This is a genomic window from Kribbella amoyensis, from assembly GCF_007828865.1.
Lineage (GTDB): Bacteria > Actinomycetota > Actinomycetes > Propionibacteriales > Kribbellaceae > Kribbella > Kribbella amoyensis.
Genome location: NZ_VIVK01000001.1, coordinates 828,955 through 850,235, shown reverse-complemented (window position 1 = coordinate 850,235; position 21,281 = coordinate 828,955). Strand labels below are relative to the sequence as shown.

21 protein-coding genes and 1 pseudogene are annotated in these 21,281 nt (G+C 70.1%); 11 read left to right on the top strand and 11 right to left on the bottom strand.

Going from position 1 to position 21,281, the window contains the following annotated elements:
- Nucleotides 1–55: 55 nt before the first annotated feature.
- The 3 genes from FB561_RS04075 to FB561_RS04065 all read right to left on the bottom strand — a co-directional run bounded on the left by FB561_RS04075 (nt 56) and on the right by FB561_RS04065 (nt 2,908).
- The gene (locus tag FB561_RS04075; RefSeq protein ID WP_238334638.1) at nt 56–1,078 is read right to left on the bottom strand and encodes a cobalamin B12-binding domain-containing protein; all 1,023 of its coding nucleotides are present in this window, start codon (nt 1,076–1,078) and stop codon (nt 56–58) included.
- Entirely contained in the window at nt 1,075–2,436 is a 1,362-nt protein-coding gene (locus FB561_RS04070) for a PP2C family protein-serine/threonine phosphatase (RefSeq protein ID WP_238334637.1), read from the bottom strand. Before FB561_RS04070 ends, FB561_RS04075 begins: the two co-directional genes overlap by 4 nt.
- 106 nt (nt 2,437–2,542) lie before the next feature.
- On the bottom strand, nt 2,543–2,908 hold the full coding sequence (locus FB561_RS04065) for an STAS domain-containing protein (protein WP_170284571.1): 366 nt from the start codon (nt 2,906–2,908) through the stop codon (nt 2,543–2,545).
- Between the two features lie 338 nt (nt 2,909–3,246).
- On the opposite strand from FB561_RS04065, the gene FB561_RS38915 reads away from it, so the two are divergent.
- Nucleotides 3,247–3,381: a hypothetical protein gene (locus FB561_RS38915; RefSeq protein ID WP_272952529.1), complete on the top strand. Its 135-nt coding sequence runs from the start codon at nt 3,247–3,249 to the stop codon at nt 3,379–3,381.
- Nucleotides 3,378–4,214: a hypothetical protein gene (locus tag FB561_RS04060; protein WP_145803153.1), complete on the top strand. Its 837-nt coding sequence runs from the start codon at nt 3,378–3,380 to the stop codon at nt 4,212–4,214. The genes FB561_RS38915 and FB561_RS04060 overlap by 4 nt, the downstream gene beginning before the upstream one ends.
- On the opposite strand, the gene FB561_RS04055 is transcribed toward FB561_RS04060, so the two are convergent.
- From FB561_RS04055 to FB561_RS04035, 5 genes are read right to left on the bottom strand one after another with little or no spacing between them, the layout of a single operon-like run.
- A complete protein-coding gene (locus tag FB561_RS04055; RefSeq protein WP_145803151.1) occupies nt 4,211–5,041 on the bottom strand; it encodes a carbohydrate ABC transporter permease in 831 nt (276 codons plus the stop codon). The two genes, FB561_RS04060 and FB561_RS04055, sit on opposite strands and share 4 nt — an antisense overlap.
- Nucleotides 5,031–5,972, bottom strand: coding sequence for a carbohydrate ABC transporter permease (locus FB561_RS04050; protein WP_170284570.1), 942 nt, complete (start codon nt 5,970–5,972; stop codon nt 5,031–5,033). Before FB561_RS04050 ends, FB561_RS04055 begins: the two co-directional genes overlap by 11 nt.
- Complete coding sequence (locus FB561_RS04045; RefSeq protein ID WP_145803149.1) at nt 5,969–7,234, bottom strand: ABC transporter substrate-binding protein; 1,266 nt, start codon at nt 7,232–7,234, stop codon at nt 5,969–5,971. Before FB561_RS04045 ends, FB561_RS04050 begins: the two co-directional genes overlap by 4 nt.
- 14 nt (nt 7,235–7,248) lie before the next feature.
- Nucleotides 7,249–8,844, bottom strand: coding sequence for an FAD-dependent oxidoreductase (locus tag FB561_RS04040; RefSeq protein WP_145803147.1), 1,596 nt, complete (start codon nt 8,842–8,844; stop codon nt 7,249–7,251).
- A complete protein-coding gene (locus FB561_RS04035; RefSeq protein ID WP_145803145.1) occupies nt 8,845–9,861 on the bottom strand; it encodes a LacI family DNA-binding transcriptional regulator in 1,017 nt (338 codons plus the stop codon). It lies immediately after the preceding gene.
- Nucleotides 9,862–10,006: 145 nt separating this feature from the next.
- Between FB561_RS04035 and FB561_RS04030 the strand changes: the two genes are divergently transcribed.
- Entirely contained in the window at nt 10,007–11,884 is a 1,878-nt protein-coding gene (locus FB561_RS04030; RefSeq protein ID WP_145803143.1) for a hypothetical protein, read from the top strand.
- Nucleotides 11,885–11,979: 95 nt separating this feature from the next.
- On the opposite strand, the gene FB561_RS04025 is transcribed toward FB561_RS04030, so the two are convergent.
- Entirely contained in the window at nt 11,980–13,671 is a 1,692-nt protein-coding gene (locus FB561_RS04025) for a hypothetical protein (protein WP_145803141.1), read from the bottom strand.
- A 203-nt stretch (nt 13,672–13,874) separates the two neighbouring features.
- On the opposite strand from FB561_RS04025, the gene FB561_RS04020 reads away from it, so the two are divergent.
- The 5 genes from FB561_RS04020 to FB561_RS38485 are packed head-to-tail and all read left to right on the top strand — an operon-like array spanning nt 13,875 to nt 19,199.
- Nucleotides 13,875–14,801 (top strand): carbohydrate ABC transporter permease, encoded by a 927-nt coding sequence (locus FB561_RS04020; protein ID WP_145803139.1) that lies wholly within the window; start codon nt 13,875–13,877, stop codon nt 14,799–14,801.
- A complete protein-coding gene (locus tag FB561_RS04015) occupies nt 14,791–15,675 on the top strand; it encodes a carbohydrate ABC transporter permease (protein WP_145803137.1) in 885 nt (294 codons plus the stop codon). The genes FB561_RS04020 and FB561_RS04015 overlap by 11 nt, the downstream gene beginning before the upstream one ends.
- Nucleotides 15,676–15,706: 31 nt before the next feature.
- Nucleotides 15,707–17,029 (top strand): ABC transporter substrate-binding protein, encoded by a 1,323-nt coding sequence (locus FB561_RS04010; RefSeq protein WP_145803135.1) that lies wholly within the window; start codon nt 15,707–15,709, stop codon nt 17,027–17,029.
- A 32-nt stretch (nt 17,030–17,061) separates the two neighbouring features.
- Complete coding sequence (locus FB561_RS04005; protein ID WP_145803133.1) at nt 17,062–18,291, top strand: Gfo/Idh/MocA family protein; 1,230 nt, start codon at nt 17,062–17,064, stop codon at nt 18,289–18,291.
- Entirely contained in the window at nt 18,288–19,199 is a 912-nt protein-coding gene (locus tag FB561_RS38485) for a DUF6807 domain-containing protein (RefSeq protein ID WP_145803131.1), read from the top strand. Before FB561_RS04005 ends, FB561_RS38485 begins: the two co-directional genes overlap by 4 nt.
- 51 nt (nt 19,200–19,250) lie before the next feature.
- Here FB561_RS38485 and FB561_RS39165 read toward each other — a convergent pair whose 3' ends face one another.
- Entirely contained in the window at nt 19,251–19,508 is a 258-nt protein-coding gene (locus tag FB561_RS39165) for an ATP-binding protein (protein WP_420371354.1), read from the bottom strand.
- Here FB561_RS39165 and FB561_RS38480 point away from each other — a divergent pair.
- Entirely contained in the window at nt 19,448–19,639 is a 192-nt protein-coding gene (locus FB561_RS38480) for a hypothetical protein (RefSeq protein WP_238334636.1), read from the top strand. The genes FB561_RS39165 and FB561_RS38480 overlap by 61 nt on opposite strands.
- Before the next feature lie 15 nt (nt 19,640–19,654).
- Here the strand turns inward: FB561_RS38480 and FB561_RS39160 are convergent.
- Nucleotides 19,655–19,900: pseudogene (locus FB561_RS39160) on the bottom strand (histidine kinase dimerization/phospho-acceptor domain-containing protein); the annotation flags it as partial.
- 178 nt (nt 19,901–20,078) lie between these two features.
- Here FB561_RS39160 and FB561_RS38475 point away from each other — a divergent pair.
- Nucleotides 20,079–20,297, top strand: coding sequence for a hypothetical protein (locus tag FB561_RS38475; RefSeq protein WP_238334635.1), 219 nt, complete (start codon nt 20,079–20,081; stop codon nt 20,295–20,297).
- Between the two features lie 96 nt (nt 20,298–20,393).
- Nucleotides 20,394–21,281 carry a S1C family serine protease gene (locus FB561_RS03990; protein WP_170284569.1) on the top strand — a complete coding sequence of 296 codons (888 nt, stop codon included), beginning with the start codon at nt 20,394–20,396 and terminating at the stop codon, nt 21,279–21,281.

The window sequence follows — 21,281 nt, the reverse complement described above, 5'->3', positions numbered from 1 at the left end:
CCTGCTCCTGTCTCTCCGTGGACCTTCAACTCTGCCACGGACCGCGGACAGTCGCTCAGCTGGTCGGCCAGGTAGTACTGACCAATCGGTGCGCCAACGGATAGTCCCGCAGTACCGCGGCCGTCGCGGCACCCAGGTCCGCGGCCAGGGTGGGATCGGCGGCCCGGGCGGTGAGCAGGATCCTGATCCACTCGGCGGTCTCCGGCACCGGCCGGGTGTCCCCGGTCAGCAGGGCTGCCCACACCGAGTGCAGGGTCTGCTGCACCGCGTCGTCACGGATGTCGAGCTCGGGATCCGCCCGCCACTGAGTACCGATCTCGGCGACCAGGGCGCGGTGGTCCAGTTCGAGCGCGGCCTGCTCGGCGGCGGGTTCGGCGGGGAGCGGTTCGACGGCCGGGACGACCGCGGGAAGGTTGCCGATGGCCCGTACCGCGGACTCCGCGTCGGGGGCCCAGGCGGTCGCGCCGAGGGCCAGTGCGCGGTCCGGATCCGGCCCGAACGCGGCCCCACCGACCACCGCCGGGATACCCGCGGAGGTGGCCGCCTCGACGAAGCGACGCGTGGTCGGCAGGGCGCCGAGCATCGAGCAGCTCACCGCGAGCGCGTCGGGACCGAGGTCCTGCAGGTACTGGCTGAGCCGGACCGGTGACGTCGAGGCACCGAGCAACGTGGTGTTCCAGCCGTTCGCCCGGAGCGCGCAGTCCACGATCATCGCGGGCAGCGCGTGCCACTCCCGCTCCGCGCAGGCGACGACGACGCGTCCGTGCGTGACCGGGGTCGCGCGAACCACGCGGGCAACGGCTTCGGTAGCGGCGACGGCGATCGCGGTGGCGGCGTGCTCCTCCGCGACCGACCACTCACCCTGCTGCCAGCGGACGCCGACCTGCCGTTGCGCGGGCGCGATCACGTCGACCAGCAGCCGGACCGGATCCACCTGGTCGGCCAACGCCCGCTCCATCAACGCGACGGCCGCGACCGTGTCGGTCGCCGCCAGCGCGCCCTCGAACTCCGCGCGCAACTCGCCCAGCCGGACCCCGGCGTCACCGGACGCCGCGACGACCGGCGTACCCCCGGTCACGCTTCACCCGGGCAGGTGATCGCCAGCAGCGCGATGTCGTCGTGCGGCCGTCCGTCCAGGTGCTCGACCACGTCCTGCTCCAGCGCGGACACGATCGCCTCGGAGCCGGCGCCCGCGTACTCGGTCAGTAGCTCGATCACGCGCTCCAGCCCGTAGAAGCCGCGCGCACCGCGGGCCTCCTCGACGCCGTCGGTGAACATCAGCATCGTCTCGCCCGGCCGCAGCAGCACCGTGGTGGACTCGTACTCGACCTCGGCCAGGACTCCGGCGACGGTGCCCTCGACGTCGACCTGCTCGATCGACCCACCGGCACGGAGGACCAGCGGTGCCGAGTGCCCGGCGACCGCGACGTCGACCTCCAGCCCGGCCGGCACGATCCGGACCCGGGCACAGACGACGGTGATGAAGCGGTCGGACCGATCCTCGTAGACCACCGCGTTGAGGGCTGAGAGCAACGGTCCGGGCCGGCGCTCGAAGTACGCCGCGGTCCGGATGCTCTGCCGCGCGCGGCCGGTGAGAACCGCCGCGTGCACGCCCTTGCCGGCGACGTCGCCGAGGGCGACCAGCCAGTCGTCCCCGGCGCCGTACACGTCGAAGAAGTCCCCGCCGATGTCGAGATGCTCCGCCGCGGCGCGGTACCGGGAAGCGAAGTCGATCCCGGGGACGACGGGCAGCGGCGGCGGGACCAGGCTGGACTGCAGGGCCCGCGCGACCTGGCTGCGTTCCTCGTAGAGCCGGGCCGAATCCAGCGCGAGCGCGGCCCGGCTCGCCAGCTGCTCGGCGGTGGCGACGTCGGTCTCGTCGTACCCCCTGCCCTGGCCGCGGACGACGATGAGTGCGCCGAGCGTGGTACCGCGGGCGGTGAGCCCGAGACCGAGGACGTCGACGGGCCGCAGCGACGCGGCCTGCCGGCGGAGCTCGCCGTCGGGGATCAGGGTGCTGAGACTCTCGTCGTCGGCCAGCTCCAGTGCGACGTGCAGCAGCTCGCTCCGGCCGCTGCGCAGGATGCGTTCCAGGCCTGTACCGCTGAGCGCGCGCCGGGTGACCCGAGTCTTCGTCCCGACGTCGTCGCCGCCGTACACCCGGATGGCGCCGCCGCGCAGATCGGCCAGGACGACGATCGCCCAGTCGGCGAGCTCCGGCCGGACCGCGGTGAGCAGTTGCAGGACCATCCGGCGCAGGTTCAGCGACCCGGCGACGGTCTGGGCGATCTCGTCGACCAGCTCCGGCCGCACCCGCGCCGGAGCCGTCATGGCCGACCCCGCCTCGGCCAGCGCACCCTCGACCCGCGCCGCCTCACCCAAGGCAGCCGCGGCACCCGAGGCGACCTCGGTACCCGAGGCGACCTCTGTGCCCAAGGTTGCTTCGGCTCGAGCTCGCTCGGCAACAGCGGTTTCGCTGCGGGAGCGTTCGCTGCGGGGACGTTCGGTCCTGGGCAGGTCCGGTGTGGTCTCGGACGACAGCTCAGACGTCACTGTTGGCCGCCGTCGCGTCGGCCAGGGACTCGCGGACGGTCAGGACCTTGTGCAGCTTGGTGATCCGCAGGATCTTCGTGACCCGGGGATGCGGGTTCACCAGCTCCAGCGAGCCGCCCTGGGCTTCGGCTTCCTTGTGCGCGCCGACCAGGACCCCGAGGCCGCTGGAGTCCATGAACTCCACCTCGGCCAGGTCGATGACGAGCGGCGCGGTCCCGAGGGTGGCGAGCACCGCCTTCAACGTCTCGGTCAGCTCACCGCTGGATTCGATGTCGACGTCTCCGGCGAGGCGGACCAGCGCGTACGGGCCAGGACGGTCGATGTGAACGGACAGATCTGTGCCTTCGTCAGCCACGATCTGGGGGCTCCTTCAGTTGTCGGCCGCCTGGAGAAGCTGGGCAGGCTGCCGCGGGCGCCGCCGCCTGTGAGCGCGGAGGCAGATGGCTGCTGGCAGAACCATCGTTCGCAGCCAGGAGTATCACCCGCCCGCTGTCCGGAGCAACCGCCGACGCCCCGCCGATATCCCGCTGTGCACGGATGGGGACCGAATCGTCACGCTCGGTGCCGGGCGGGCCCTTTCACGAAACTCTCCGGAGATGTTCACGCAAAGGGCACGAACCAGCCGCATCGGTGACCTAGCCTCGCGCAGACGTCGATCGCTGGAGAGGAACCCAATCCGTGCAGAATCCGCCGTTGGACGAGGCCGCCCCGGACCCCGAACTCCGCGCCGCGCGCGAGGAGATCCGCACCGTGGCCGACGGCCTCCGTGCGGCCCTGGCCGCCGACGATCAGGCGATCACCGCCGACCCGACGGAGGCCGGCCGATGAGCCCCCAGGAGCAGACCACCGCGCAGCCCGGTGAGCGGGCCACCGACCTGGCCGAGAAGACCCTGAACGCGGTGGCCTCGGTGCGGACCCGGTTGGGCCGCGCCGTGGCGGCTGCCGAGGAGAGCGACGGGCGGCTGTGGGAGGCCGAGAAAGCACTGGTCGAACTGCCGGCACTGCCGACGGCCGCGGAAACCGATCGGTCGGCCGCCGGCTCCGAGGCGTCGCCCCCGCAGATGGATCGGCAAACCTACTCCCATGCGCAGTACCAAGCAGGCATCATCCACAGCGCGTTGGCCGACGCGCAAAGGGGGGTCGACACGCTGCGCGAGGAACTGACCTCCGGTGCGGCGGCTCTCGACCAGGCCACCACGTACCTCGACCAGCTCGAGAAGCTGCCCGGCGACGGGTCCGCGCAACCGACGGCCGGGCTACGGGAGCGGCTGGCGGGGCTGGAAGCCGCGATCGAGGTCGCCGGCCGGGGAGCCGAGAGAACAACCCAGCGGCTGGACGCCGCACGGACCAGCATCCAGCCGTTGGTCTACGAGGTCGGTGAAGTGAACTACTGGGGGCCAGGCCAGGCCGGAGCGCGGGCCGGGCGGGCCGCGAGCATCAGACAGACCCTTCCCGGGATTCAGGCCGGTGTCGGGACGATCTCTGCCGCCCACGTCCAGGCGGACCGGTCGACGGCCGACGCCATCGAGCTGGCGAACGCGGTGCGCGCTGCCTCCAACCCCACCCCGAGGACAGGCCAGGCCGCGTCCGGCACGACCTCCGAGGAGGTCCGGCGCGACCGGTCCCAGGGAACCGGCCGCGCCCAGGGCCGCGACCTCTAACCCTTCAGGCCGGTCTGGGCGAGGCCTTCGACGAACTGCCGCTGGGCGAGCACGAAGACGATCAGCACCGGCAGGGCCGACAGGGTGGCGGCCGCGAGCTGGACGTTCCACATCGCGCCGCCGTACGCGTCGACGTACTGGGTCAGCGCCTGCGGGATGGTGAACTTGTCCTTGCTGGACAGGAACACGATCGGCTCGAGGAACAGGTTCCAGCTGTGCAGGAAGGTGAAGATCGAGACCGCCCCGATCGCCGGTTTCGCCAGCGGCAGCGCCACCCGCCAGAACAGCCCGAGCCGGCCCAGCCCGTCCACCCGGCCCGCCTCCTCCAGCTCGCGCGGCAGGGTGATGAAGAACTGCCGCATGATGAACGTCGCGAGCACGCTGGGCGCGCCGAGGACCGGGATGAGGATCAGCGGCCAGTGTGTGTTCACCAGGCCGAGGCCGTCGAACATCCGGTACAGCGGGATGATCGTCACCTCGTTCGGCACCAGCAGGCCGGCCAGGACGACCACGAACACCACGCCGGCGCCGCGGAACGGGATCCGGGCGAAGGCGTACCCGGCCAGTGAGGACACCACCAGCGTCCCGGCCGTCACCACGACCGCGATGTACAGGCTGTTCAGGTACTGCTGGCCGAACGGCTGCAGCTCGAACACCTGCCGGTACGCGTCCAGGGTCGCATCCTTCGGCCACAGCGATGGCGGGAACGCGAAGATCTCGCTCACCGGCTTCAGCGACGTGGTCGCCATCCACCAGGTCGGGAACACGAACGGCACGCAGCAGACCAGCAGGACCGCATAGACGACCAGCTTCGACCTACGACTCATGGAAGACCCACCTCTTGCGCATCCGCCACTGCAGGACGGTCAGAGCGAGCACGATGACGAACAACAGCAGCGAGAGCGTCGCCCCGTAGCCGAAGTGATGGAACTGGAAGGCCTGCTGGTACAGGTAGTACACGAGCACCGTCGTCGACGTCCCCGGCCCGCCCTGGGTCAGCACGGCGATCTGCGCGAACACCTGCAGCGACCCCACGATCGTGAGGATCGAGGTGAGCAGGATCGTCGGGCTGATCAGCGGCAGCGTGACCTGCCGGAACCGCGCCCACGCGGACGCGCCGTCGATCCGGGCCGCCTCGTACAGCTCGGCCGGTACGCCCTGCAGCGCGGCCAGGAAGAGCACCATGTTCAGGCCGACGCCCTTGAACAACTGCACGACGATCACCGAGATCATCGCCGTGGTCGAACCGCGCAACCAGTTCGGCCCGTCGATCCCGAGCAGGTCGAGGAAGGCGTTGACGCCACCGTTGTCCTGCAGCAGGAAGCCCCACACGATCGTCCAGGCGACCAGTGTCACCACCACCGGTGAGAAGAACAGCGTCCGGAACACCACGGTGCCGCGGAGCTTCTGGTTCAGCAGCACCGCGAGGAACAACGCCAGGCTGAGGTTCAGCACCACCAGGCCGGCCGAGAAGATCCCGGTCGCCCGGAGCGCCGGACCGAGCCGCGGATCGGACGCGAGCTGCTCGTAGTTCGCGCCGCCGACGAAGTCGAAGGTGCCGGCCAGCACGTTCCACTCGTGCAGGCTGTACCAGACCACCAGCCCGAGCGGAACGATGACGAAGGCAACGATCCCGGCGAGCTGCGGCGCGACCATCAGCCAGCCGGCCAGCTCGTCGCGCCGCCGCATCGTCCAGTACGGCGCCCGCCGCGGCCCGGTGTCGGCCACCGCGGCGGGCTTGTCGGCGAGCAGGGTCATTTCGCCAGCAACGGGTTGATCTTGGCGCAGACGCCGGACATGACCGCCTTGACGTCGGCGTCCGGCTTCCACAGCGGGTCGAGCTCGGCCCGCACGGTCTGCTGGAGCTCGGCGTACCCGACGTGGCTGGTCTTGATGTCACCGCGCTCGATGCCGTCGATCACGACGCTCTGCAGCTGGGCCGGCTTGAGCAACGGGTTCGCCTTGGCCAGCACGTCGGTGGTGAGCTGGGACTTGCGCGGCGGCGGGAAGAACTGGGCCAGCTTGGCGGAGTTCTCCTGGTTGGTGAAGTAGGCGAGGAACTCCTTCGCCGCGTCCACATGCTTGCCGCGCTTGAGCACCCCGATCCCGGCCTGCCCGACGACCGAGTACTCCCCGGCGGGTCCCTTCGGCAGCGGGACCAGGTCCCACTTGAACTTCGCCTTCTCCAGCAGCGCCGCCCGGCTGATCTGGGTCAGCACCATCGCGGCGTCACCGGCGAAGAAGTCCTTGGTCACGCCCGGACCCGGCATCGCCTTGTCGGTGAACACCATTTTGTGGATCGCGGTCATCGCGGCGACCATCTCGGGCTGGTCGAACCCGCAGGTCCTGCCGTCCTCGCTCCACGGCCGCGCGCCCCAGCCGGCCCAGATCGAGTTCAGCGCGTCCCAGCCCTTGAAGTCGAAGTCGCCGACCACGACGCCGCCCTTGCCGCTCTTCTGCACCGCGGCGCCGGTCGCGATCGCCTGGTCCCAGGTCCAGGTCCCGGCCGCGACCTGCTGGGCCGGCGTCGGTCGTCCGGCCGCCGTCACCAGGTCGGTGTTGACGAAGACGCCCAGCGGTGAGGTCGAGAACGGGTACGCGTACAGCTGACCGTCCTGCTCCCAGTTGGTCGTTGTGGTCGGCAACAGATCGGCGTCCTTGTCGATCGGCGCCAGCGCGCCCGAGGTGACGAAGTCCGGTGCCGTGCTCTCCAGGATCCAGGCCAGGTCGGGCACGTTGCCGCCGCCGATCTGGGTGGTGAGCGTGGTGGTGTAGTTCTCGTACGGGATCGACTCGAAGGTGATCTTGCCGATCTCGGGATGGTCCTTCTTGTACGCGGCGGCGATCTGGTCGAACAGCGCGGTGTGCTTGGCGTTCGCGCTCCAGATCGTCATCCGCAGGTCGATCGGTCCGGAAGCGGCTTCGTCGCCGGAGCCGCCCCCGCAGCCGGCCAGGGCGAGCAGCGCCGCGGCCACCCCGGCCGCGGTCAGGCCGGACAGCTTCAGCTTGGGGAGTTTCATCGGTCAGTCCTCCATCAGTAGCCGGTGACGTCCGGCCAGCTCAGTTCGACGCCCTGGGCGACCAGGCGGGCCTGGAAGTCGCCGAGCAGCGCGGGGGTGTTGCGGACCGCGCGTGGGCTCACGCCCCGGTCCAGGCAGAAAGCGGCGAGCAGACCGGCGGCTTCGCCGATGTTCCACTCGACCGGGTGCAGCCGGTAACAGCCGTTGGTGATGTGGGTGGTGCCGAGGTTCTTGCTCGCGGGCAGCAGGTTGTCCACCCGTTGCGGGATCAGCGCCCCGAGCGGGATCCGGAACGGGCTGCTGGCCACGTCGATGTAGTTGTCGCCGCCGGTCGACGGGTGCAGGTCGATCCGGTACATCCCGACCCCGACGCTGTCCTCGTACTCGACCGCGCCCCGGTCGCCGCGGACCGCGACGGCCAGGTCCTGCTCGACGATCGTGTACTCCGCCGCGATCCGGCGCGACTCCCGGATGTACGGCGCCTGCGCGAGCCCGTCGGCCGAGCCGACCACGTCCGCGCGCAGCCGCAGCCCGGGGAACCCGGTCCCACCGTCGGGCCGGGGCGCCTCGGTCTGCAGCCAGTAGAACACCGCCTGGGACAGCTCCTTCGCGCCCTGCAGGTGCGTCTCGGCGTCCAGCACGTCGATCACCGGACCCTCCAGGTAGTCGACCATCGGCCAGTTCACCAGGCAGATGTCGCTCGCGTAAGCCCCGGGCAGGAAGTGCCGGCGGGCCGCGATCCGGCGGAAGGTCCACAGGTTCGTGTCGCCACCGGTCCGGCGCTGGTCCGCGACCACGGCCAGCGGGTCGTCGTCCGGGTTCGGTGTGAAGGTCCGGCGCGAGGTCGCCAGCGTGCGCGGGTCGGGCGCGTTCCAGGACAGCATCCGGTCGCCCCAGAACGCGGGCTGGTAGTTCCGCCAGAACGAGTAGTTCGGCGGTTTGTCCCCGACCTGGTCGCCGTCCACGTGGTCCACCGCGAAGCAGTACGACACCGCCTGCATGTTCAGCGGCTGCGCCTCGGCCGGTGCGCTCGGCTCCCCGGTCGTGCCCTGCGCCTCGAACCCGGTCACGTACTCCGTGCCGGTCAGCGGCAGCAGCTCGCCGGTCTCGGTCGCGTCCAGCACGTACGGCGCGGTCAGGGTCAGGTCCTCGCCGGTGTCACGGTGCCGCACCACCACCGAGGTGACCCGGTCGCCGTCGGTCGAGGCCGACACCGGCTTGTACGGCTGCAGCACCTGGAGCCGGCGCGACGCCCGGTACGGCGCGAGCATGCCCTCGAGTACGGCGAGCGCGACCCGCGGCTCGTGGCACAGCTTCGACACGTATCCGGCGCCCGGGTTGAGCTCGGCGGCCGCCCGGGACGCCTCGGTCAGCGGGTAGTACCGCCGGTAGTAGTCGCGGATGCCGTCCCGCAGTTCGCGGTACGACGCCGTGACGCCGAACCGCTCGACCCAGGTGTGCTCGTCGGGTGGGACGGCCTGACTGGTCAGCTGGCCGCCGATCCAGTCGAACTCCTCGGTCATCACCACCCGTCGGCCGGCCCGCAGGGCGGAGAGGGCGGCGGCGACCCCGCCGAGCCCGCCGCCGATGACCAGGACATCCGCTTCCATCTAGAGACCTCTCGGTTCTGCGAGGGTGCTTCCCTCGACGAGTTCGCAGGACAACAGTTGCTGGGGCTCGGCCGGGTCGCCGGACAGGATCGCCTCGAGCAACCCGACCGCCTGCCGGCCCATCTCCTTGCGGGGGATGTGGAACCCCGAGTAGTCGGCGTCGCTCGGCACCGGCCGGCTGGCGTCACCGAGCGCGATCACCGACAGGTCGCCCGGGACCGACAGCCCCCGGCACCGCGCCGCGTCGGCGAGCGCGTCCGCGTCGGCCAGGTCCTCCACGAAGACCGCGGTGACGTCCTGGCCGAGCAGCTCGTGCAGCACGTCGGTCAGCTCGCGGCCGGCCGACGGAACATGGGCACCACGCGGCGAGACCGACCGGAACCCGCGCAGCCGATCGGCGGACGACTCGGCGCCCTCACCCGGACCGACGAACGCGACCCGCTCGTGCCCCAGCTCGAAGGCACGGGCCGTCAGCGTCGCGGTCGCGCTGGTGTAGTCGGCGCCGACGTACGGCACGGTGGTGCCGTCGTCGGGATCGTCGCGGCGGCCGACGGACACGAACGGGTACTTCTCCGTCACCAGGCGGCTCAGCTCCTCGCCGGGGATCCAGCGGCCGAGGAGTAGCGCGCCGTCGGCGATCCGGAGCCGGTTGTTGTCGTGGAAGACGCGGCGCCGGCCGTCGGCGGTGACCGGTGCGCTGGTGAACAGCAGCAGGTCGCAGCCGAGCTCCTCGGCGCTCTCCTCGATGCCGTTGAGGAACGGGTGGTAGAAGTCCGCGCTCGCACTCGGGAACACCGACTCGTAGGTGAACACGCCGAGGATCTGGTTGCGCTGCTGGAGCAGCCGGCGGGCCAGCGGATCGGCGACGTACCCGGTCTCGCGGATCACCTTCAGCACCCGCTCGCGGGTCTCGGCGGGGATCCGGGCGGACGCGGTGGTGCGGTTGTTCAGCACCAGCGACACCGTCGTCTGGCTCACCCGAGCCAGCCGGGCGATGTCCCGCTGGGTCAACCGCATCGTCACACCCTCCTTTGATAATACGTATTGCCCGGAACCGTAAGGGCGCCGATCGAAGCACGTCAAGACCGAAGTGCTCAAGTAATACGAATTAGCTAACGCATCCTCTTGACGGTCCCGGTTCGCCGGGCCGAAAGTTCCGAACATGTCCCTGACTCGCCGTACCCTGTTGACCACAGCCGCAGCTGCCGCCCTCACCCCGTCCCTGCCGGCCCTCGCGAGCACCGCGGCGGAGACCGGAGCCCAGTCAGGAGGCCCGTTGCCTCTGCTCACCCCGCTGCCCGCCGGCGCCCCGGACCGCCACCTGTTCGCCCCGCTCGAGCAGCGCTTCGCCGGGTACCTCCGGATCCTCGCCCCGATGGCGAACGACATCGTCGACACCGATCCCGCGACGTACGGCTTCATGGCCGGCGGCTGGTGGCGGACGCCCGCGCAGCCGTACAACTCCCGCATCCAGGAGCACGTGTTCACGCTGAGCTGGTTCTACGCCAACCAGCGAGCGTGGAACCCGTACCACCGCGACGCCGCACTGCTGGCCCGCCTGGACGCGGCGCTGCAGCACTACCTCCGGCTGCAGAACGCGGACGGTTCCTGGCCGGAGTACTCACCGGGGGAGCGGGGCAAGGCGTCCAGCGGCTTCGGCCTCGGCTACCTGGCCAAGACCCTCGCGAACCTCCGTCAGGCGAACGCTCTGCCGCAGCGCCGGACCGAGCTGGAGGCCGCGCTGCGCAAGGGCGTCCGCTGGTACCTCGATCCCGCGAACACCGTCGTCTGGGACGAGCCGTTCAAGTACACGAACCAGGCCGTCGCGGGCGTCGCCGGTGCCGCGCTCGCACTGAAGTTGCTGCCCGACCACGCGCTCCAGCTCCGGCTGCAGGAGCGGATCCGGTTCGTCGCGCGCTGGGCGCAGAGCCCGGTCGGCTTCTTCTACGATCCGCGCGGCATGGACATCAACTACAACTTCGAGGTGATGCTCCCGGAGATGGCCGAGCTGTACCTGCACACGAAGAACCCGGCGCTGGTCACGATGACGCGGCGCTTCACCGAGTGGTTCGGGTACAACCTGCTCCGCGAACCCGACGGCTCCGGCTGGCTCACGTACTACGCGGTCTCCGACCGGACCGCGACCGCGTACTACGACGACGTGGTCCCCGATCCGGACCGGACCAATCTCGGCAGCTTCTTCGTCCCGCAGGTCCCCGACCTCGGTGCGTTCTTCACGTCTCGCGAGGACCGGGCGGCGACCAGGGCGGCCTGGGCCGCGGATCCCGCCCCGGTCCCGGCGTTGGCGAAGCAGGACACGTCGCCGCGGATCATCGCGCACGCGCCGTTCGGGGAGGCGATGCCGAGCCGGCAGGACAAGCAGGCCGCGATCGCCCGTGTTCCGTACCTGCGCAAGGACACCTTCACCGAGCTGCGCCGCGACGACGTGGAGAACCAGGACTACCTCTACGTCCGCCGGCCGGGGCTGTACCTCGGCGCGTTCTTCGGCACCCGCCCCGGCAGCGTGGTGAAGGCGGGCACCGGGTTCCTCTGGCACCCGAAGGCGGGCACCGTGATCCACGCGCAGCAGACCGCCACCGGCGCCTGGGCCACCGTTCTGTCCGGCAAGTCCGATGCCGAGGGCAACTTGATCGCGGAGTACCCGGCGGCGGACCTGGTCCGCTACCGGACCGCCGACAACTCCGTCGCGACCGAGCTGGTGATCGGTCGGGCGTCCGTCACCCGTCGGGTCCGGGCCACGTCGGCCGCGACCGAGCAGATCCCGCTGGTCCTCCAGCCGGGCGACGAGGTCACCTTCTCCGACGGCACCGCGGTCCCGTACAACGAGTCCCGCACCGCCACCGCGTCCGGGCTGAAGATCCGCCGCGGCAGTACGACGATCACGATCACCTGGTCCACCGAGCTCGCCGCGTCGCTCAGCACGTCGAGCCGCACCTACCTGCGCGACCAGCGCCGCCGGGTGCACGTCCTGCGGATTCCGCACGGCGGATCGCTGGAGACGACCGTCCGGATGGACTGAGCTGAACGAACCGGCGGCCGTCGTCGTGGCGGCCGCCGGTTCCCTGGTTCAGGCGGTCCGCAGCCGCAGGGTGTACCGGCTCGGCGCGCGGCCGGTCAGGTAGACGCGCAGCCCGTCCGGGACCAGGCTGCCGTTGAGCTGGGTGTAGCGCTCACCCGGGTCGCGCCGTTGCCCGGACCGAACTCGATCCGGTCCGCGCCGACCGTGTATGCCCCGGTCCCGGCGGCCAGCTGGTAGTTGCCTCCTGCATCGAGCTGGTCGACGCCCGACAACGTGCCACCGGGCCGGAAGCAGAGCTCGATCGCGAACGGCACCTCGGACTCGGTGAGATCGAAGGTGAGGTCGAACCCGCTCGCCACCTCGGCCACGGTGACCGTGGTCCGCAGCGTGCGGTACTGCTTCGGCCGGTGCGGGAAGTCCATCGAGGCGTAGAAGCGGCCGTCCAGGGTGAGGGCGTACAGGCCGTCGTTGCGCCGGTACCGCTTCGGCAGCGGCAGGTGGTACGGAACCTTCACCTCGTCGGCGAGCTGGAACGTCCGTGGCCCGATCCGGCGCAACCCGTCGCTCCGGAAATGGCCGGTACTGAAGAACTGGGGCGACAACCGGACCGAGTCGAGGATCGCGGCACCCTGGCGAAGCTTGAAGAACGTCGGGTTCGTCGACAGCCCGGACGCGATCACCGGGATGTCGTGGAAGTCCGTCCCGCCGAACAACGTCGCCGTCCGCGTGCCACGCCGGACCCGGGCCAGCGCCTGCGCGGGGAACTCCTGGACGAAGTCGTCCGGCACCGCGACCGGCTTCGGCAGTTCGGCCGCGAGTTCGGGCCGTTCGAGCACCTCGGCCAGGAAGTCACCGAGTTCGCCGGTCCCACGCCGTTCGATGTCCTTGGCAACGGTCGCGAACCTGCCGTTGCGGTCCAGCAGCGCGAGTTCGCGGAACTGGGTCAGGTACCACCAGACGTCCCGGATCCGGGTCTGGTCCTGTCGCCGGGACGCCGTGGTGTCGACCTCGCCGTTGGGCTCCAGCAGGTACAGCGTCGACGCGAGGTTGCGGCGGACGTACCCGAGCAGGTCGGGCTTGTTCCGCAACCACGCGATCGTCAGCAGGCAAGGGTTCGTGACCTCGGAGGCGTAGGTCGAACTGCGCTCGCTGTAGATGCCGTCGGGCAGCGCGTCGATGCCCTCGTCCAGCCAGTCGTCGATCCGCGCGGCGTACCGGCGATCGGGGAACAGATGATGCGTCCGGGCGAGTGCGGCGGAAACTTCCCAACGGTGGTTGGGAGTGTGCACACCACCGCCCGCCAACGCCGGGCCCGCCTTGCGCAGAACGGCTTCCAGCGTCGTGCGGTGCGGTTGGGTGGCGGCCTGGTCGTCGGTGTCGAGCAGGGCCCACATCATGCAGAGGTCCTGGATCGCGAACGCGCTGTCGGGCGGCGAGTGCAGGTTGCCGGAGTCGTACGTGCCGTCGTCGTGCTGCATCGTTCGCAGCTTCTCCACCAGGAACCGCAGCGGTTCGAGCAACGCCGCGTCGTGGTGGTACTTCGACCGGCCCCACGTGTACCCCGCGATCAGCCGGCGGCCCTTGCGGGCAACGGTTCGGACGCTGTCGGAAGCGTTCTGGTAGTTGCCGAGCACGAGCGCGATCTGCGCTTCGTTCGCGCTGGTGAGGAGTTTCAGGAAGTCCTCGTCCACCGGTGACTCGGTGGCGACCGCGGCCGCGGTGCCCGGCACCAGCGTGCTCGCGGTGAGTGTGGTCAGCGATCCGGTCAGGAACGTACGACGGTGCATGGACCCTCCAGGCAAGGGAAAGCGGTTGCCAAATGTGCAGTACTGTCCTGTTGCGACTTTGTCCTGTCAAGACTTCGCAGCTGTCCGGATTCGGTCATCGAATCGGCCGGCGAACTCTTGCCGGAGCCCGCCGGCTCGGCTAACTTGACCGCTCTGGGTAAACGCTTTCCCAGAGGTTCCGAGCTTTCCGGAGGCAAGTAAGTATGAGTGCGCTGGGTGCCCTGGGCACGCTCGGGCGGGGCCGACCGCCAGGCAAGAAGAAAAAGGACAATCTCGCCGCGTACCTGTTCCTGTCGCCGTGGCTGCTCGGGTTGTTCCTGATCACGATCGGGCCGATGATCGCGTCGCTGTACCTCGCGTTCACGGACTACAACCTGATCCAGGCGCCGCAGTGGATCGGGCTGGAGAACTTCACCCGGATGCTGTCCGACGAGCGGCTGCACAACTCGCTCCGGGTCACCTTCACCTACGTGTTCGTGTCGGTCCCGTTGCAGCTGGCGGTGGCGCTGCTGCTGGCGGTCGTGCTGGACCGCGGGGTCCGCGGGATGGCGTTCTACCGTTCGGTCTTCTACCTGCCGTCGCTGCTCGGCTCGAGTGTCGCGATCGCGATCCTGTGGAAGCAGGTGTTCGGGACCGAGGGGCTGCTGAACCAGGTGCTCGGCACCTTCGGCATCGCCGGCAAGGGCTGGATCTCGGACCCGAGTACGGCGCTCGGCACCCTGGTGGTGCTGAACGTCTGGACGTTCGGGGCGCCGATGGTGATCTTCCTGGCCGGGCTGCGGCAGATCCCGGCGATGTACTACGAGGCCGCGTCGGTGGACGGGGCCGGGGTGCTGCGCCGGTTCTTCAGCATCACGATGCCGCTGCTCACCCCGATCATCTTCTTCAACCTGGTGCTGCAGATCATCCACGCGTTCCAGTCGTTCACGCAGGCCTTCGTGGTCTCCGGCGGAACGGGCGGGCCATCCGACTCGACGATGTTCTACACGCTCTACCTCTACGACCGTGGCTTCGGCAATTTCGACATGGGATACGCGTCGGCGATGGCGTGGTTCCTGCTCGTGATCATCGGGGTCTTCACCGCGGCGAACTTCGTCGCCTCGAAGTACTGGGTGTTCTATGACGACTGAGACCATGAGCCGGCCGTTGACGTCGGGCGGCAGCCTGTCGGTCGGGTGGCGGCGGATCCGCCCGGTACTGATCCATCTCCTGCTGGCCGCGTCCGCGCTGGTGATGCTGTACCCGGTGATCTGGATGGTCGTCAGCTCGCTGCGGCCGGGCGACGAGATCTTCCGCGAACCAGGGCTGCTGGTCCGCGATCTGGAGATCAGCAACTACCGGGTCGGCTGGAACGCACTGACCGAGCCGTTCACCCGGTACCTGCTGAACTCGGCGGCGGTGGTGTTCGGCGCGATCCTGGGCAACCTGGTGTCCTGCTCGATGGCGGCCTACGCGTTCGCCCGGCTGGAGTTCACCGGGAAGAAGTTCTGGTTCTCGATCATGCTGGTCACCATCATGCTGCCGATCCACGTGGTGATCGTGCCGCAGTACATCCTGTTCTCGCAGGCGGGCTGGATCAACACGTTCCTGCCGCTGGTGGTGCCGAAGCTGCTCGCCACCGACGCGTTCTTCGTCTTCCTGATGGTGCAGTTCATCCGGGGGATCCCGCGGGAGCTGGACGAGGCGGCGCGGATCGACGGCTGCGGCAAGGCCGGCATCTTCCTGCGGGTGATCCTGCCGCTGATGGTGCCGGCGCTGGCCACCACGACGATCTTCACGTTCATCTGGACCTGGAACGACTTCTTCAGCCAGCTGATCTACCTGACCGATCCGAAGATGTACACCGTCCCGGTCGCGTTGCGGTCGTTCGTCGACGCCACCGCGAGCACGTCCTGGGGATCGCTGTTCGCGATGTCCGTCGTGTCCCTGGTGCCGGTCTTCCTCGCGTTCCTGCTCGGACAGCGGTTCCTGATCAAGGGCATCGCCACCACCGGCATCAAGTAGTGCAGGCCCCCTGCCACAAGAAAGGTTCACCATGAGGCCGATCCGAATCTCCGCACCGCCCGGCAAGGCGTTGCGGGCCCTCGCCGCGGTGGCGGTCGCCACCACCCTGCTGGCCACCAGCGCCTGTGGGGGTGACTCCGGCGGCGGCGCGTCCGCGGACGGCAAGGTCACCCTCCGGTTCAACTGGTGGGGGTCCGACACGCGGCACAAGATCACCCAGCAGGTGATCGACCAGTACGAGAAGGACCACCCGAACGTCGACATCAAGGGCGAGTTCGGCGAGTGGTCCGGGTACTGGGACAAGCTGGCCACCACGGTCGCCGCGAACGACGCGCCGGACATCATCCAGATGGACGAGAAGTACCTGCGCGAGTACGCCGACCGCGGCGCGCTGCTGGACCTGAAGAAGGCCGAGGGCCTGGACACCGGCAAGTTCGAGCCGGACACGTTGGGCGCCGGCGAGTTCGACGGCGGCCTGTACGGGCTGAACGCAGGCATCAACGCGTTCACGATCGTGGCGAACCCGGCCGTCTTCAAGGCCGCCGGGGTGGCGATCCCGGACGACACCACCTGGACCTGGGACGACTACGCGAAGATCTCGGCCGAGATCAGCCAGAAGCTCAACGGCAAGGGCTGGGGCACCGCGGCGTACGGCACCAACGACGCCAGCCTGAACATGTGGTCCCGCCAGCACGGCGAGTCGCTGTTCACCCAGGACGGCAAGCTCGGCGTCACCAAGGAGGGCGTCACCGAGTTCTACACCAACCTGCTCAAGCTGCGGGACATGAAGGCGACGCCGTCGGCGGAGTTCACCTCGCAGGACATGAACGCGCCGCTGGACCAGTCCGGGATGGCGACCGGCAAGCTGGCCATGTCGTACGCCTGGAGCAACCAGCTCAACGCGCTGAGCAAGGCGGCCGGCCAGCAGCTCAAGCTGCTCCGGCTGCCCAGCGTCACCGGTAAGGCGACCGAGAACGGCGCCTACTACAAGGGCTCGATGTTCTGGTCGATCTCGTCGCGGAGCAAGCACCAGAAGGAGGCGGCGGAGTTCGTCAGCTATCTGGCGAACAGCCCGGCCGCGGGCAACCTGCTGCTGGCCGAGCGGGGCGTCCCGCCGAACACCGAGATCCGCGCCGCCGTGGCGAGCAAGCTGCAGCCGGCCGACGCCGCCTCGCAGACCTTCGTCCAGGGCATCGCGAAGGAGCTCGGCAAGCCGTCCCCGCCACCGCCGGTCGGTGGTGGCCAGGTCGAGAAGATCATCCAGCGCTACACCACCGAGGTGATGTTCGGCCGGATGAAGCCAGACCAGGCGGCGCAGGCGTTCATCGACGAACTCAACGGGGAGCTGAAGTAGACCGTGACGTTGCTTCTGGCAACTGATTCCCGGTGAGCGGCACCGGGTCCCGAGCCGCGGCTTCCGGCGTCCAGCCGGAGGCCGCGGCCTCCTCCGCGTCCACCTCCACTCCCACCGGCGTACCGCGGGTCGCCCTGATCGGCGTCCACGGCTACGGCGCGAACCACCTGCGCCGCGTCACCGAGTACGCCGCCGACGGCCGGGTCCAGCTGGTCGCCATCGCGGACCCGAATCCGCCGGCGGCCGACGACCTGCCGCCCGGCACCCCGACGTACGACGACCTGAGCGCGTTGCTCGCGGCCCAGGTGATCGACGTGGCCGTGATCAGCACGCCGATTCACACCCATGTCCCGTTGGCCGAGCTCGCGTTGCGGGCCGGGGCCGACGTGCTGCTGGAGAAGCCGCCGGCTGCTTCGCTGGCCGAGTTCGAGCAGCTGTCCGCGGTCGTGACCGAGACCGGCCGGATCTGCCAGGTCGGCTTCCAGAGCCACGGATCCGCGGCCGCGCACACGCTGGCGAGCTGGGTCGCGGACGGCCGGCTCGGCGAGGTCCGCGGCATCGGTGCCGTCGGCGCCTGGATCCGGACCGACCGGTACTGGCAGCGGTCCCGCTGGGCCGGGAAGCGGATGCTCGACGGCATCGCGGTCGTCGACGGCGCGGTCACCAACGCGTTCGCGCACGCGTCCGCGACCGCCTTGCTGGTGGACGGATCCGGCCGGTCCGACCAGATCGTGTCGGTGGAGACCGAGCTCTACCGCGCGAACCCGGTCGAGTCCGACGACACGTCCACGGTGCGGATCCGGACCAGCCGGGGGACGACGCTGCTCACCGCGGTCTCGCTCTGTGCGGAGGTGCCCGACTTCGAGCCGGCGGTGATCGTGCACGGTTCGCAGGGTCGAGCGGTCCTGCGGTACCGGCTGGACCAGATCGAGCTCACCGTCGACGGCGACACCACGATCACGCAGTACGACCGCGAGGACCTGCTCGGGAACCTCCTCGATCACCGGGCGGACCCGTCCGTACCCCTCCTCGCGCCGCTGGCCGAGACGGGCGGGTTCACCGGGATCCTCGAAGCGATCCGGACCTCACCGCCACCGGCCGCGATCGATCCGGCCCTGGTCCGCTGGGAGGGCGAGGGCCTGGATCGGCACCCGATGGTGCAGGACGTCAGCAAGTGGGTCAGCCAGGCGACGGAGGACCTGGCCCTGTTCGGCGAGATCGGCGCACCGTGGGCCACCAACGAGAGGAACTCCCCGTCATGACGTTGTCCCTCGGCTGCAACCACGCCGTCGGCAAGTCGATCCAGGTCACCGCCGGTGAGACCGAGCTGTTCACCTACGTCTACGAACCGACCGACGCGCAGCTGGAGGCACCCCGGCCGTACCTGCACCCGATGCGCACGGTGAGCGGGGACCTGGTCACGGTGTTCCGGCCGCACGACCACGTCTGGCACAAGGGTCTCGCCTGGTCGTTGCCGCACTTCGGTCACGACAACTTCTGGGGTGGCCGGACCTTCTCGCTGGAGACGGGGTACCGCCAGCTCGACAACAACGGCTCGATGGACCACGAGCGGATCACTCAGCTCGACGTCGCCGACGACGTGGTCCGGTTCGGGCACGAGCTGGCCTGGCACACCCAGGCCGGAGCGCACGTGGCCGACGAGGAGCGCGTCCTCGAGGCGCGGCTGGTCGAGGACGGGTGGGTGCTGGTCTACCGCACCACGACGCGGAACGTGTCGCCCGAGACCGTGCAGATCGGCAGCCCGACGACGGCGGGCCGGGAGAACGCGGGGTACGGCGGGTTCTTCTGGCGGGGTCCGCGGTCCTTCACCGGCGGCACGATCCTCGCTCCACAAGGCAGTGGTGGTGACGAGTTGCGGGGCCAGAAGGCGCCGTGGATGGGGTTCTCCGGCAAGCACGACTCGACCGACCGCGCGTCCACCGTGCTCATCGTCGATGCCGGTGACAACCCACGGCATCCGCCGCAGTGGTTCGTCCGCTCGGAGAACTTCGCGGCCGTCTGCCCGGCCCCGTTCTTCTCCGAGGAACTGCCGTTCGAGCCAGGCGCCACCCTGACGTTCCGGTACGCCGTCCTGATCGCCGACGGCGCCTCGGACGACGACCGCGCCACTGCCCTCGCCGCCCAGGCCGAGAAGGCGCTGACCGTCTGACCGACGTCGGAAGGGGCCGCTGGTGGTTGCCAGCGGCCCCTTTGCTGGAGGTCAGCGCGGTAGGGCGAGGGTGAAGCGGGTGTCGCCGGGGTGGGAGCTGACGACGATGGCACCGCCGTGGGCCTCGGTGATCGACTGGGCCAGCGAGAGCCCGAGGCCGGAGCCGCCGGAGTCGCGGGTACGGCCGTCACGGTGGTCCCGGGTGGGGTGTGCCGGCGGGCGTTGGTCAGCAGATTGGTGACGACCTGGTGGAGCCGTTGTTCGTCGCCGAGGACGAGGATCGGTTCGGCCGGGACGGTCAACGCCCAGCGGTGCTCGGGGCCGACGATCCGCGCGTCGGCCACCGAGTCGGTCGCCAGCCGGGTCAGGTCGACGGCGCGACGGTCCAGCGGCCGACCGGCGTCGAGGCGGGCCAGCAGGAGCAGGTCCTCGACGAGTGACGCCATCCTGGTGGCCTCCGACAACACCTTGCCCATCGCCGGCGGAAGCTGGTCCGGCTGCCGGAGACTGAGCTCGGCGTACCCGTGGATGGTGGTGAGCGGGGTCCGCAGCTCGTGCGAGGCGTCCGCGACGAACTGGCGGACCTGGGTCTCGCTGCGGTGCCGCGCGTCCAGGGCTTGTTCCCTGTGGCCGAGCAACGTGTTCAGGGCGAGCGCGACCTGACCGACCTCGGATCGTTCGTCGGCGAGGTTGTCGGGCACGCGCGCGGTCCGGCCGATCCGGCCCGTGGCCAACGGCAGCCCGGCCACCGAACGAGCGGTCTGCGCGACCTGCCGCAGCGGCCGCAGCTGACGACGAACGACGAGAACGGCGACCCCACCTGCCGCGGCGACTCCCAGCGCGCTGAACGTCACCTTCCATCCGACCAGGCTCGCCAGGGTGTTGTCGAGATCCCGGGTCGGCAGGCCGGTGATGACCGTGGTGGTGCCGACGGTCGAGGCGCTGACCCGGTACGCACCGAGCCCGGGCAGGTCCACGGTCCGGTTCGCGGTCCCGGCCGGGACGGACTCGAGCCGGCTGATCGCCTGCTGGTCCATGGTTCCAGCGTGGGCGGCGATGCCTGGGACTTCCTGGCCGCAAGCTGGGGGAAAGCTGTGAATGCGGGCTCCCACCGTGCTCCCGGCCGGTGCCCAGGGTTCTCCCAGGTTCGGGCCGCAGGGTCGAAGTACAACGAGCCGACCCGGAGGTAGACCGATGAACTCCCACACCAGCCGACCGACCACCCGGACCAGCCTGTGGAGCCCGGGTCCCGCCCGCCGCCGAGTCGCGGCCGTCACCGCCGCGACGCTGGCGCTCTCCTTCGCCACCGTCCTCCCGGCCGCGGCGCTTCCCGCGGTGACCGCGTACGCGCCGGGCCGGACGGCGACCGACCCGAGCTTTCCCCAGTACCCACAGGGCCCTTGGGGCGTTCCCGGGTACGGCCGCGGCCCCGGCTGGTACTCACTGGGTACGCAGGCCCTCGACACCACCACGGCGCCCGAGGACCAGGAGAACGGGCTCGTCCTGGTCGCGAGCACGCTGGCGGACGGATCCGGGACCGCGGCCGGCACCGGGATGGTGATCGACGAGGACGGGATCGTGCTCACCAACAACCATGTGATCGAGGGCGCCGGCTCGATCGAGGTCACCGTCGCCACCACCGACGCGACGTACACGGCCCGCGTCGTCGGGACCGACTCGGCCCACGACGTCGCCGTACTCCAGCTCGTCGGCGCCGACGACCTTGACGTGGTCACCACCGACCCGACCGTTGCCACCGGCGACGAGGTCACCGCGGTCGGGGACGCCGGGGGCGACGGCGGCTCGCTCACCGCGTCGCCCGGGACCGTGACCGCGACCGGTCAGGCCATCACCGTGAACGGCGAGGACGGCGCCACCGAATCGCTCGGCGGGCTGATCGAGGTGGATGCGGACGTCATCTCCGGCGACTCGGGCGGCGCGTTGCTCGACGCGGACGGCGAGGTGGTCGGCATGACCACGGCCGCTTCCAGCGGGACGCCTGACATCTCCGGGTACGCGATCCCGATCGGTACCGCGTTGGCCGTCGCCGACTCGCTCCTCGGCAGCGCGAGCGGGGCGTGA